The 12,964-nt window shown below is 51.8% G+C and carries 10 protein-coding genes; all 10 read right to left on the reverse strand.

Going from position 1 to position 12,964, the window contains the following annotated elements; genetic code table 11:
* Positions 1-6 precede the first annotated feature (6 nt).
* On the reverse strand, positions 7-1,077 hold the full coding sequence (locus MWU53_RS10235; RefSeq protein WP_247092957.1) for an EpsG family protein: 1,071 nt from the start codon (positions 1,075-1,077) through the stop codon (positions 7-9).
* Positions 1,077-2,156 carry a glycosyltransferase family 4 protein gene (locus MWU53_RS10240; RefSeq protein ID WP_247092958.1) on the reverse strand — a complete coding sequence of 360 codons (1,080 nt, stop codon included), beginning with the start codon at positions 2,154-2,156 and terminating at the stop codon, positions 1,077-1,079. The genes MWU53_RS10235 and MWU53_RS10240 overlap by 1 nt, the downstream gene beginning before the upstream one ends.
* Positions 2,153-4,243, reverse strand: a complete 2,091-nt coding sequence (asnB, locus tag MWU53_RS10245) for an asparagine synthase (glutamine-hydrolyzing) (protein ID WP_348647037.1) — start codon at positions 4,241-4,243, stop codon at positions 2,153-2,155. Before asnB ends, MWU53_RS10240 begins: the two co-directional genes overlap by 4 nt.
* A complete protein-coding gene (locus MWU53_RS10250) occupies positions 4,147-5,352 on the reverse strand; it encodes a glycosyltransferase (protein WP_247092961.1) in 1,206 nt (401 codons plus the stop codon). Before MWU53_RS10250 ends, asnB begins: the two co-directional genes overlap by 97 nt.
* Positions 5,349-6,437, reverse strand: coding sequence for a glycosyltransferase (locus MWU53_RS10255; RefSeq protein ID WP_247092963.1), 1,089 nt, complete (start codon positions 6,435-6,437; stop codon positions 5,349-5,351). The genes MWU53_RS10250 and MWU53_RS10255 overlap by 4 nt, the downstream gene beginning before the upstream one ends.
* Positions 6,434-7,480: a glycosyltransferase family 61 protein gene (locus MWU53_RS10260; RefSeq protein WP_247092965.1), complete on the reverse strand. Its 1,047-nt coding sequence runs from the start codon at positions 7,478-7,480 to the stop codon at positions 6,434-6,436. The genes MWU53_RS10255 and MWU53_RS10260 overlap by 4 nt, the downstream gene beginning before the upstream one ends.
* Positions 7,481-7,482: 2 nt before the next feature.
* Complete coding sequence (locus MWU53_RS10265) at positions 7,483-8,547, reverse strand: glycosyltransferase family 2 protein (RefSeq protein ID WP_247092967.1); 1,065 nt, start codon at positions 8,545-8,547, stop codon at positions 7,483-7,485.
* Positions 8,532-10,037, reverse strand: a complete 1,506-nt coding sequence (locus MWU53_RS10270; protein ID WP_247092968.1) for an O-antigen translocase — start codon at positions 10,035-10,037, stop codon at positions 8,532-8,534. Before MWU53_RS10270 ends, MWU53_RS10265 begins: the two co-directional genes overlap by 16 nt.
* The gene (locus MWU53_RS10275) at positions 10,034-10,699 is read right to left on the reverse strand and encodes a DegT/DnrJ/EryC1/StrS family aminotransferase (RefSeq protein WP_247092970.1); all 666 of its coding nucleotides are present in this window, start codon (positions 10,697-10,699) and stop codon (positions 10,034-10,036) included. The genes MWU53_RS10270 and MWU53_RS10275 overlap by 4 nt, the downstream gene beginning before the upstream one ends.
* 185 nt (positions 10,700-10,884) lie before the next feature.
* Positions 10,885-12,816, reverse strand: coding sequence for an acyltransferase family protein (locus tag MWU53_RS10280; protein WP_247092972.1), 1,932 nt, complete (start codon positions 12,814-12,816; stop codon positions 10,885-10,887).
* Positions 12,817-12,964 lie beyond the last annotated feature (148 nt).

Below are 12,964 nucleotides of genomic sequence, written 5' to 3' on the forward strand. Positions count from 1 at the left end.
TGGATGTTAGAAACCAAACGGATCACCGCCGGGGAAACCAAACAACCAAGTCTGATATGGGATGTAGCATAGGTTGAAATGCCCGGACAGTTGCGACCAGACTGTGAAAACCAGTAACAGCCCCAAATATGGCAGAGCAGAATGCAGCGCCGCGTTGGCGCGAAATGGTAAAAAGGGAAGTCGCGCGAAGATCATGGCTTGGATCGGAATTAGATAGTAGCCGAACCTGTCGCCGATCACTGAGGAGACCGCGACGAGAAGTAGCGCCAGTGCCATCCCGATAGCTCCGATGCTGGCCAAGCTATAATCCTGAGGCCATGTCCACAGCCATTTTTTGCGTACGAACAGGAAGAAATACAGCGCTGAAAGTCCAAGGAGGCCGACGCGAAATGCAGCGCCTGCTGCGTCAACCCCTGTCCCGACATAGCGACTGGTGGCAACTTCTGCGGCGTCGCCCGAGGCGAGAAAGAACGCGCCTGGGACGGCAAGGATCGCGGCAAGCATCAAGCGGTTTCGAGTGTAGCGTCCGGTTGCAACTGGCAAGAGCAACATGAATATCAGCGCGCTCGAATGGAACCCGGCGGCCAGCACAACCCAGAACGCAAACCACAACGGGCGGCGATCGATGAAGGCCACGAAGGCGATACACAACAAGCCAATCGCCGCGCCCTGGCGGATTCCGGACATCGGCAAGTTGATGATCAGAATTGGAAACAGAAGAACCAGAAAACCGAGTGGATCAGGCTGCCGTCGCGCCAGAACATGAACGCCGAGAAAGAAAATCGCGCTAGAGGCAATATTGGCGACCGGGTAAGGCAAACCCATATCTTGGATCCACCCAAGGATCGCCCACCAGATTGGCTCTCGGATTTCTGTAACAGACGACCATTCAAAATTCGCAGCGCTCAGATACTGGTAATAATACCCAGACCAATCGCAGCCAACCTGATAGCGGAAGGCTGAGAACACAAAGAGGGTTGCCAGAACCAGGAAATAGATCTGCTTGCGCAATCCTCCATTCCGCGCAAGCGCATAGCGCAAGAGGAACAGCAAATTGGTCAACCCGACATAGAGCATTACGCGCGCGCCCCCTCATCCGCGACACTGCGCAACATCTGTGCCACGCGTGGCCCCCAGACCTGTAGAGAATAGTGTTCTTCTACCTTCCTACGTCCTGCGGCTCCCATTCGGCGCCGCAATTCTCCGTCCGCCAGAAGCGTTTCGATTGCTGAACGCCATTCCGGGTCGGTTTCGGCGAGAAAGCCGTTCACACCATGCTCGACAATCTCACTGTTCACGCCGACCGGAGAAGCCACGACCGGCAGGCCGCACGCCATGTACTGGATCAGCTTGTACCCACATTTACCCCGTGCCCAATCTGTGTTGGGCAGTGGCATGACGCCAATATCCATGCTCTGTATCAAAGAAACTTCAGTTTCTTCCGTCCAAGGGAGGATTTCAAGCGTTCCGCTGGTTGCGGGCTGCATGGCTGCTCCAACTGCACGAAACAGCGCCCGGTGCTTTGCAAGGAGCGGGTCCAGCACATGGTGAATGGGATTGGCAAACGCCTCCCAGGTTTCAGGAGTGCCGATCCAGCCTACGCGCAGATCGTCCGTATTTCTAGCTTTTGGATCAATGGTGTATAAGTCGAGATCTACAACCGTTGGCACCATTTCTAACCTTGGCGCATCAAAGCGTTCGGCGTAATTCGCAATATATCTATTGCCCGCCATTACCAGGGCCGAGGCCGCCATTACCCGTCCTATTTTGTCACCAAGAATGCTGCGGACAGTCCCGCGTCGGTTTTTGTCATAACGATGAAAGACGGCGTCATCGTAATCGCTTACAATCGGCACTCCTCGTGGAAGAAAGGAGCGTTCGATCATCCATGGAGCCCATGGCAAGGCTTCATACTCCAGCCAGATCAAATCAGGCTGGGGGTACGTTCGCATCTGCCTGATGCGTTGGGACACGTATCCTAGCTTTGATCCTTTTGCTCCTTGCCCAGAATAAAGTGCATGCAAATAGGCGTCATCGAAAAAAGGCGCGACCTGAACGTTAAAGCCTTCGCTCGTCAAAGCAGGCAGATATTGCATCGTTCGCAACCGGCTAGACGCACCCATGCGAGTGTAACGCGACAACAGCAGAATGTTCATGTGTGCGCCTGCGCCGCGTGCCACGCTTGGAACATCAAAATAGTCCAGAGCCGTGCAGACCAGTCCCGGTTTCCCGAAAGATGCTCAGACCATGTCTGGCGGATGATGTCGGGGTTGAACAGCCCGTCCTCAGCGAGGCGCTTGTGTGACAACAGGTCTTCGGCCCAATCTCGCAATGGGCCGCGCAACCAAAGCCCGATCGGAATCGCAAAGCCCACCTTGGGGCGGTCAATGATCTCGCGTGGCACGTGTTGGTAAAGCACCTGTCGAAGTGCCCATTTGCCTTGGCCGTTGCGAATTTTCATGCCCATCGGCAGTCGCGTGGCGAGCGCGATAACATCCGGGTCCAAGAAAGGCGTGCGCGTTTCCAGGCTGATCCCCATGGCGGCGCGGTCGACCTTACAAAGAATATCGTCAGGCATATAGGTGCGCATGTCCTGCACCATCATCCGCATCGCCGGATCGCCAGCGCCGAATTCTGGCAGCGGGTCGTTGAGTTGTGAAGTTGGTTCGGTTACATCGCCCACGATCAACATTTCGGGCTCGATCCATGTGCTCGCCATATTGCGGTACAGATCATCAAGACTGTCGGTCAAGCGCAGCCTCTCGCCAAATCGATGAACCTTGGTGCCTAAGTTAGAAATTCCCGCAGCTCCAGTTCTGATCCGATTATAAGCAGCCCCAACTTTGTTCCAGCCGTGCTCAGGCACCGCCTGGACGGCATGACCCGCAAGCCGCCTCATTGGGGTCGGCACCCTCGAGATGCGCCGCCACAAACCGGGACCGCGAATGTAGCGATTGTAGCCGCCAAACAGCTCGTCGCCACCATCTCCAGAAAGCACGACAGTCACATGTTGGCGCGCTGCACGGCAGACAAGATGAGTAGGAATTTGCGATGAATCCGCAAATGGCTCATCGTAAAGCTGCGGCAGATCTGGGATCACCTCGCGCGCATCGCCATCGGTCACGCGCAATTTGGTATGATCAGTGCCAAGATGCCGAGCTACGGCGGCGGCATGAGGGGACTCGTCAAAAGCAGCTTCATCAAATCCTATGGTAAAGGTCTGCACCGGCCGTGTGCTTTGAGTTTGCATCAGCGCGACGATGGCCGAACTGTCCACACCGCCGGACAGGAATGCGCCAAGAGGCACGTCCGACAACATCTGTCGCTGGACCGCCTTGCCCAGAACTTGGCCGAGCGTTGAAACAGCTTCGCGTTCGTCCTGAATTAGGTTGTGCGCGCCTGCCTCAATCTCTGCGTTCAGGTCCCAATAGCGGCGGATGCTAAGACTGCCATGATGCCCACCTGGGCGGATTGTTTCTTTGGGTGGTTCGGCGGGTGGCCCACCGTCGATAGAGAGGATCGTGCCAGGTTCCAGCTTGTAGAGGCCTGGATGGATGCTGCGCGGGGCGGGCACATACATAAACCGCAGATATTGAGCCAATGCTTCGCGGCAAACTTCCCGCGGACAGTCGGGATGGGCGCGGAGCGCCTTGAGTTCAGACCCAAATATCAGATCCTTCCCTGCCCAACCCCAGTAAAGCGGTTTTTCACCCATCCGATCACGCGCAAGGCTGAGGCGTTGCTTGCTCCGGTCCCACAATGCGATCGCAAACATACCATGCGCGCGGCACAGCGCGTCGTCGAGCCCCCAATGCTCAATTGCGGCCAGCAGGGTTTCGGTGTCGGACTGTCCACGCCATGGCGGAGCGGCATCTTCGATTTCAAGTGCGTGACGCAAGTCGAGATGGTTGTAAATCTCGCCGTTGTAAGCCAGCACATAACGTCCGCAATCCGAGTGCATAGGCTGCGCACCCGTTGCACTCAAATCGAGTATTGCAAGTCGCCTGTGGCCCAAGCCGATTTGGCCCTCGGACCAGACCCCTTCATCATCGGGACCACGATGGACAAGGAGGGCAGTCATCCTGGCCACCTGACCAATGATGTCATCCCTCGGTGCTGAGCGGAGAAGTCCTGTCAGGCCACACATCAGGCGTCTTTCATGTTGAGGATCGACGCATAAATTTCGCGGTACGCCTCGGTCCCTGTTTCGAGAGAAAATACAGCCTCGGCCGTGGCGCGGCATCGTGATGGCAAATCAGGATCCTTCATTAGGGTCTGGAGTGCAGCGAATGCTGTTCCCATCTGCTGAACGCTAGCCCCCTCGACAATCACGCCGACATTGTTCTTGCGAACAATATCGGCCACGTCACCGACCCCTTCATTTGCCACTACAGGAAGGCCACATCCCAGAACCTCGGCCATTCGGGTCGGTGATCGTCCAAGCTCTGATATTTCGCCACCCGCATAGAACATGACGGAAAGATCGTGACCTCGCACAGCGTCTGGCATGTCCTTGGAAGGCCGCGGACCGATAATGAGCCTTCTCGCCAGTTCGTTTGTCGGGTCAAGTTCCGCGCGCACGCGTTGCGCCTCATCGCGCGTTACGATCTCGAACCGAGCGTCGGGATCGCGTGCTACCGCGACACGCATCCAGTTTGCCAACCAATCCGTGCGGAACCAGCCAGACAGGACTGTGCCAATGCAGCCATGCACGATGGGGCCTGTCCGCGTTTCAGCCTTGGGCGTGAAGCGATCCAGATCGGCGCAGGTGGGAATCACGACAAGGCGCTGGTTGGCCAATTCCCTAGGATACACTGATTTTAGATGCTTCACCGCCGCATGGGTCAGGGATATCACCCCGGCTGACTTAACCAAACAGGCCCGCTCTGCCCCCGCAATGGCGCTGTGGATCAATGACCCACGCCGCAACCGGCCAGCGGTAATCAGCTCTTCCGGCCAAAGGGCGCGCATGTCGAATAAAAATGGCACTCCAGTCATCCGGCTGACGACCAATGCGACTGCCGCTGGGATATAAGATCTGGCGTGAATCAACCTGATCCCCTCACGACGCACTTCGCGCCGGACAAGCCATATCATCCGCATCATGCTGAGTGCGGGGGAAATGATCTTTGGATGCGGTCGGAAGCGTTGCGGCAGCCAGCGGATCCCATACGCAGCGCAGTCGGCATGGGCACGCGCTATTGCTGCAGTATCGGCCCAGTCTTCCGATTTTTCATATGTGATCAATGTGATGGAATAATCCCGGGAAAGCCCGCGCAAATAACCAAATACTTGACTTTGGCCGAGTGGTTCAAGCAGACCGTTCCTGGTTATGTAGAGACTGGAGATCATGTCAAGCCTAACAATTCAAGATACTTTTGAGCCGCGATCTCAGGCGCAAATTCTTCCGCGCGGCAGATGAGAGCGTTTTGGTCAACTGGGGCTTCCAGCGCTTCCGTCATCGCCAAGGCTAGCGCTGACGCATTTCCTACCGGAACCAGACGACCGAACTGCCCTTTTTGAAGGATTTCGGCGGGACCAGATGGGCAATCAGTGGATACAACAGGTAGGCCAAAAGACAGTGCTTCGACAATCACGTTGCCGAAACCTTCGCGGTCGGACGAAAGAACGAATAAGTCAGCTGTGGCATAGAACGACGACGGGTCAGGATGAAAACCAGCAAATATTACCCGATCGCTTACTCCCAGTTCAACCGAAAGTGCCTGCAATTCAGCCAAGTTATGACCCTGCCCAAGCAGCATTAATTGCGCTTCGTGTAGGGGCAACGCGGCGAACGCGCGCAGAAGGAGGGGGTGGTTCTTTACAAGCTTTAGGTTACCGACGGTCAGAATGCGAGGCCCCTTCCCCCTCCAAATACTATTAGCTACTTTGACGTCCACGCTTTTGGGGGATATTGCCCGACGGATTGGATTGTATATCGTAACAATACGATCTCTCTTTAGGCAGGCCACATTAGACATATCTAAACAAACACCCTGCGATACGCCCACACGGCAGTGTGCAAACCGATAACCAACAAACGTGGACAGACGCAGTATCAGGTTGTGCAAAACACCCCAATCTCCATATTGCTTTGACAATATACCGTGCTCGGTCACCAAGATTCTACCCCGATAACCAGACAAACGCGCAATAATCGGGACAACGGCAGTCAGCGGCCACATTGCCACAATCAGCACCGCAGGTTGCCGCCGACGAAGGTAACGTGCCAACGGAGAGAAAATGGAACGCGCGCGCGGGATTGCCAGATCAACGATGGTGAAGTTTTTCTGCGCCTCGGGCAAATAATCACCCACTCCTTGCATGAGTACCAATTCAACTTCGTGCCCAAGCCGTGCGAATTCATGGGCTATGTCCAGCATGACTCGCTCTGCGCCACCGCCGCGGAGGTCAGGAAGAATGATCGAAATAGTCATCTCTCTACAAGACCACTTCTAATTAAGGCTAATTTGAAATCAGATGGGCAGATCGCTACATCTGCCATGTCTGTCCTTTGAAACCATGAGGTAGTGGGCTCTCCTAGAATGAAATCATGGGTGTGCCCCATCGCCTCAGAAAGCCGCCAGTAGCATGCTTGATGCTTGAATGAGTTCCCAATTTTGCGGTAATCGCGCAAACCATTTCTTACAGGAAGTAGCTCAATGACTGTTCCACCAGGGGGCATGAAAACCATATTTGTAAGACCAGCGCCATGAATGCCGACAATAACTTTACAGGAAGACATAAGCTTAACTTGACTAGGAAAATCATAGTCTTCAAAATTAATTATCTCACCACCAAATCTTTTCACCAGCGAAATGATCTCATCTTCGTTGGCAATTTTGCGACCGCGCGACTTTGACCTTGAGACATATACAAAATCAGCTCCATCTGCGGTGTTTATTCCTAGACCTTTAAATACTTCCTTTCGCACTTGGCACATAAGGCTTGGGGAAGTCGTTCCAAATATTTTGGGGCAATCCGTAAGCACGATGCGATCGCATACTGCATTTTTATGGTCAGGGTAGGGCAACACCTCCTGAAAACCAACTGCTTCAAGTGTTGCTATATAGCGCCCATACACGTCCAGCGGAATAAGAGGCAATGCATCAGGAAAGCGATCCCTTAAAATAATTGCGCGCGGAAGAGTTTCGGTTACCCAATGGTAATAACCGCTCGCCCAGCCACTGTGAATGATTGCTGGTATTTTGCCAATAGGAGCTTCAACCTTCTCTGCTCCGCGCCGCATAAAAGAAAGGTAAGGGAGGAAAAGGTTCTTCATTAGAACAATAGGGTACCAATAACTTAACATCAAATTCAACTCAAAATTCGAGACTGAAAGCCCGAGCCTGACGAATGTGATTTTGCGGTTAATATATTTTGCGCTAGGAGTATACTCAATATAATCGAATTTTTCGAAAATTTTATTCCTAGAACTAAAATCGATTTGCTTAGAGTAAACTCTATGACCTTCAGTCATTTTCAATTCCTACCAAATGTCAACTTAATCAGGGAAAAAAAGTTCACCCCAAATAATCGAGGCAGAATAAATCGCACCTCGCTTGACGTTCTTGAGCGCATTAGGCTCTCTACTCTCCCAACAAAATGGAGACTCCAAAAATCTGCATGTAGATTCAAAAACTCTCGATCATTTAGCAAATTTTGTGCGACAATAGACCAATTACGCCCTCGCTCACGTGAACCTTCCAACAATAGAAATTCAGAAAAGTAATCAATGAAGTCGACGGTTGACTGTGCAAACCTAGATTTTATAAATTCATTTCTCTTTACTCCCTTAAAGCTTCTTGCATTCTCATCAGATGACACGTTTTCTTGGTGTCGTCGATGAAACATCAGGACTTTAGGAATAGTTTCAATTTTATAATTTTCCAAAATTCCTAAAATTGTCATCATTGCATCTTCGTTAAGGCATTTTCTATTATTGAAGGGAAGCTTATCAAGCTTAGTCCTTTCATAAGCAGCCGAGCAACCTATTATGGTTGGAAGATAATCACTCTGCTCCTGAAAATCACAACCATTAAACCACTTTTGTATGGTTGCAGATCTTCTTTGACCGAGATTTTTAGCTACTAAATCACCCGCATCATTAAACTCATCATAATGAGATTGAATGACTTGGGCTCGGCTACTCCTCCAAGCCTTCACGGTTTCCATAGCTCTATCAATATGCGAAATATCATCACCAGCAGCTACAATAAATAGGTCCCCTTGCGCCCGCCTACTTACGCTCAAGATGTGATCTATCGTCCCGCAATTATTTTTAGTTCTATTAAGTAGTACCCTATGAATTCCATTGTAATCTGCTGCCATGCTCTCCATGATCTCGTAAGTTCGATCACTGGAGCAATCATCCGAAAGAATAATTTCTAGAGGAGAATAGCTTTGCGCAAAAGCGGCTTCTACCGCTTCGCGAATGTACCGCTCTTGATTGTAAGCGAAGATCGCAAAGGTGACGAGTGGGGGATCTTCCGTACTTAATAACGGCGCAGTGCTATCGCAGTTCTTTATCTTTACCTGATTATCCATCGCCTTACCTGTTTCCCTATTAACACAACGCTACGCAGTTTGCCACCTGCCCCTGACATTTCCGACAATCTTAGGAGCGCCCAAAGAGCAGCGGCAGCAGCTAACGTAATCCCAAGCACGGCACCTGCGATCTCCCTCCAATAAGCGGCGATCATTATGGTCAGCGCGGCACTTATCAACGCAAGCCCCTGGATCTTGACCGCGCGTGTCCAGCGGAATCGGATGGCTCGCGATGCCAGCCACCAGACGAGCGGTAGGTACGCCACATATAAGGCAAGGAACGCGATGCCCGTTGCCGAAACGCCCATGATTGGCAGCAGGACTACGACGCCCAGTACGAAAACACTCGCTGCAACGCTTTCTATAGCAACGAAGGTTTTGCCTGCCCCTTTAGCTAACAGAACAAAGCCAAGTGGCCAACTCATTACCTTCAGGATATCGCCTAGAAGCTGCCAGCGAAGTACATCGACTGCTGCCCCAAATTCAGCCGAATACAGTAGTTGGATGACCCATGGCGCAAGTCCCAGCATGGCCAGAAGCACCGGTGCAAACAGCAGTAGCGCCACTTCTGTCTGTTCGTTGACCAGACGGGTCGCGCTAGCATGGTCATTGATTGTGGCGCTCAACCTTGGGTAATAATCTGTTGCCATTGCGGCAAGCACAAAGCCCAGATATGTCATTCCAATTGTCCATGCTGCTTGGAACTGGCCCATTCCCTCGGACCCAAGATCATGCTGCACCAGTGTTCGGACGGCAAGGTTGCTCGATGTGCTTACGAGACCGCTGAGCATAATGGCAAAGCCCAGGGTGGCCAACGTCTTCCATTCGCTCAACATTTCGGGAAAGCGCGCGTTCGGCCCTGCGGGCGGACCAAGGCGAGAGACGTAACGATGGCCCAAGAGAAATGATGTAAGTGGCGCTAAGACCACCATGGCTATTAGGCCTTGAGCGCCCCATAGCCAGAGGGCCACCACGCCAAGTGTTGCTCCCAAGATACCCGCGCCCACGTTTATCCTCGCCAGATCGCCGATGCGGCGCAGACCAGTCAAGAGTGCGCTCTGTGATCCAGCCGCAACCGTTAGCGCCACGCCCAATGAGAGCCAAGCGACTGCAGTAGTCTTGCTCTCGTCTCTGAAGATCGTTCGAGCGATCAAACCGCTCGAAAGAAAAAATATCACAGCGCCGATCAGTGCGAGCGCCATCGTTCCCCAGAACAGCGCCCGACGTGTGCGACCTACCGCTTCGTCGCCGCCCAAGGCATGGGCGGACGCGATCTGACGAGTTCCGACACTGCCTATTCCCAAGGCCGCAATGGATGACGCTGTCTGCATAAGTATCAAATAGAGACCTAATAGCCCAACACCTGCTGGCCCTAGCAACACCGCTACGAATTTCATTTTCACAAGTCCGACCGCGATGTTAATAACTTGTGCGCCACCGATAATTGAGGAGGACCGCAGGATCGTGCGATAGGACGAGGGGCCGGTCATACCGTCACCGCGTTTACCGCTATGACCACCTTTGCCGCATCGGCAGACTTAAGATGTGGACCCATAGGCAGGATTATTTCTTCATTTTTCATCTTATAGGCCAGTGGTAGCGCTCCAGGCACAAGGCGTGCATACGCCACCCGTGTGTGGGAAAGTAATGTGCGTTGGTTCATCGTTCTCATCCCTACTTTCGCCAGTATTTGTTTCAATCTATCGCGATCGGGTGAGCGGACGACGTATCGATGCCAAGTTGAATTTTCCCGATTTAGCACGTGCGGTAAGAGCCGTCTGCTTTCCAACAGCCCCTCGGAATAGACCGTGGAAATCGGCCTGCGTCGATCGGTCCAAGCGTCAAAATCCGGCAGCGTTGCCCGCAACACATTGGCTTGAATTGAGTCAAGGCGAGAGTTTACGCCCTGCAGCTTATTCACATAATTTTTGCGGCTTCCATATTTAATCAGCACACGGGACCGGTTAGAAAGATCGGCGTTGTACTTTTCCACCGGCACGGATCGCGGTCCTACTGCCGTCACCGCCAGCCAATTAGCAATGTAAGTGTTAGACGGATCGAGCAAATCGTCGCCCGGCCCGATGTCTAGCGATGGCAGTGTTAGGATCAATGCGTCAAGACCTTTTGAAACACTCTGCGCATAATCGCCCAATCTTCCTCTAATGCATCGACTTCAGGCCCGAGGACGTACCAGCCTGACCCAAGAACGCGACGAATGGCTGTGTCAATGTCAGCCCTAAGTAAGCGGCGCTGCCGTCGAGGCAGGGATTCATTTTGAAAACTCATTTATCATTGTCGTTTATATGAGGTAGGAGAATTGAATGACATCGATATCGACTATTCGAGTAGATCAAACGTTGCTCCAAGTTTTGTCGAGCCATCAACCGACAAATGCCCTACGTCTCTGTAAACTGGAACACCGTCTAGCGTTACTCGACATGTGCCAGCCTCACAAAGAAAATTTTCCAACCACACCACCCGTACTGTTTGTGAAACGACTTGTAATAAATGGCGGGAGGCAAAGCTAAAAATGTGATGGTCCTCGACGGGGAAATCGCATGTGTCAACAGCGTTACCCATCAGATGATTGCGCACAAAGCATAATCCTAGATCTGCACCAGTTCTTGGAGGTGGCGACACTACAATCAAGTTCTTGCCGACGCTAGCCAACAAAGTAGATAGCGACGTCAATTCATTGGAAATTGCGTCCCTGCGTACATCCGGATCTGCGATGATGTTTCCATTTCGATCCCGCAAGTCACGCAGCGTCTGGTCGAAAGGAGAGCTAATTACAACAGTTCTAATAGATGGTTGGTTCAATATCCAATTCAACGCCGAGTCATTGAAGCCAAGACAGTCTTGCCATGATGTGATGCTACCCTGGGCCGCTAAGTTGGGAATAGGACCGCATTGGCTGAGTGTCAGTTGAACCATTGAAGGCGACGAGGTGCGGACTTGAAGAGCTTGCGCTAAATGCATCGCAAAGCTGTCACCCCAAAGTGCCAGTACCGGCTCGTCTGATGTGCGACAGTTGGGTGAAAGTGTGAATTGGCCGACATCACAATCGGGGTGAAGGCCATAGTTAGGAGCTAAGACATCATCGAAATCTGCAAAATCACTAAAGTTACTCCCGGACGGTGTTCTACGTCCGTCTAAACCGTCCCCTATGATAAGTGTTGCGCCTATTAAGGTAACAATGGCTATTGTAGCAACAGTCGCTAAGCCGATGCTCTGGCCTCCCTCAAGTAAAGGTGACGACCCTCGGAAGGGCTGCTCTACAAATCTCCAACTTAGCCATGCCAAAAAAAACGTTAGCACTAATATGCCAATTAGTAGAATCCCGTCCGGTTCAGTGATTAGACGAATTCGTGCGAAAGCTAATACAGGTTGGTGCCATAGATAAGCGCTATAACTAATCAAACCAATTCCGACGAGTGGCGGCATACTAAGCAAACGAGCTGTCCATGTTTGTTTGTGTGCAAATCCTAAAATTAGCGCAGTGCCCACTACTGGCACGAGTGTCCAAACGCTTGGCATGGGAGTATAAGAATTGAACCCAAAAATAGCCAACATAACTAGTGAAAGTCCAACAAAACTTAAAGAGTTTGCAAGCAATTTTGGAACCTGACGGACCGAATGAACACTATAAACTGCCAGCAATGAGCCGATGAGAAGTTCCCACAGCCGTGTTGGCAGCAGATAGAACGTGGCACTAGGCGCATGGCGCGCGCCCCATTCAGCCAAAGCAAGGCTGGCTAGGATTGTCACCAGCATTGTAGGGATAAGCAGCATCTTCCTTCGTCGAACCAGAAACGCAAAAATCGGTGGAAAGAAAAGGTAAAATTGCTCTTCTACCGCTAGAGACCAAGTGTGTAATAATGGCTTAAGCTCGGCAGCAGCGCCAAAATAGTCAGACTCCCGCCAAAATAGGATGTTTGAGCCAAAAAACACCGTTGCAATCAAACTTTTACCAAAGGCGATAAGCTCCCCTGGAAGCATCCAAATGTAAGCGAAGGGAAGGCTGAATATCAAAACAAAAACTAGTGCAGGCAGTATGCGGCGCGCTCTACGCTCATAAAAATTTCTAATTGAGAAGCGATCTGCTTCCAGATCGGATAGAATTATTGAAGTGATCAGATAACCACTGATCACGAAAAATACGTCTACTCCAACATAACCACCTGAAAACAAAGGTAAACCTGCATGAAATAGAATGACAGGAATTACTGCTACGCAGCGTAGTCCGTCGATCTCTGGGCGATAAATCATCTATAATACCACATTATCATTTCCGTTTAGGAACTGCTGGGCGAAGATCGACAGCACTGCGGTAAAGGGATTGTGCCGCAATTGACCGGCACCAAACCATGCTAATCAGGCCAACGCCGGAAAGTCCTGATAGAATTGCCAACACTTT

Origin of the sequence: Aliiroseovarius sp. S1123, assembly GCF_023015885.1 — a bacterium.
Taxonomy (GTDB): Bacteria; Pseudomonadota; Alphaproteobacteria; order Rhodobacterales; family Rhodobacteraceae; genus Aliiroseovarius.

What these genes read in the sequence shown, in the direction of transcription:
- MWU53_RS10235 (WP_247092957.1), bottom strand. Translation starts at nt 1,077, where the DNA reads ATGCTCTATGTCGGGTTGACCAATTTGCTGTTCCTCTTGCGCTATGCG.
- MWU53_RS10240 (WP_247092958.1), bottom strand. Translation starts at nt 2,156, where the DNA reads ATGAACATTCTGCTGTTGTCGCGTTACACTCGCATGGGTGCGTCTAGC.
- asnB (WP_348647037.1), bottom strand. Translation starts at nt 4,243, where the DNA reads ATGCCGCGCCACGGCCGAGGCTGTATTTTCTCTCGAAACAGGGACCGA.
- MWU53_RS10250 (WP_247092961.1), bottom strand. Translation starts at nt 5,352, where the DNA reads ATGATCTCCAGTCTCTACATAACCAGGAACGGTCTGCTTGAACCACTC.
- MWU53_RS10255 (WP_247092963.1), bottom strand. Translation starts at nt 6,437, where the DNA reads ATGACTATTTCGATCATTCTTCCTGACCTCCGCGGCGGTGGCGCAGAG.
- MWU53_RS10260 (WP_247092965.1), bottom strand. Translation starts at nt 7,480, where the DNA reads ATGACTGAAGGTCATAGAGTTTACTCTAAGCAAATCGATTTTAGTTCT.
- MWU53_RS10265 (WP_247092967.1), bottom strand. Translation starts at nt 8,547, where the DNA reads ATGGATAATCAGGTAAAGATAAAGAACTGCGATAGCACTGCGCCGTTA.
- MWU53_RS10270 (WP_247092968.1), bottom strand. Translation starts at nt 10,037, where the DNA reads ATGACCGGCCCCTCGTCCTATCGCACGATCCTGCGGTCCTCCTCAATT.
- MWU53_RS10280 (WP_247092972.1), bottom strand. Translation starts at nt 12,816, where the DNA reads ATGATTTATCGCCCAGAGATCGACGGACTACGCTGCGTAGCAGTAATT.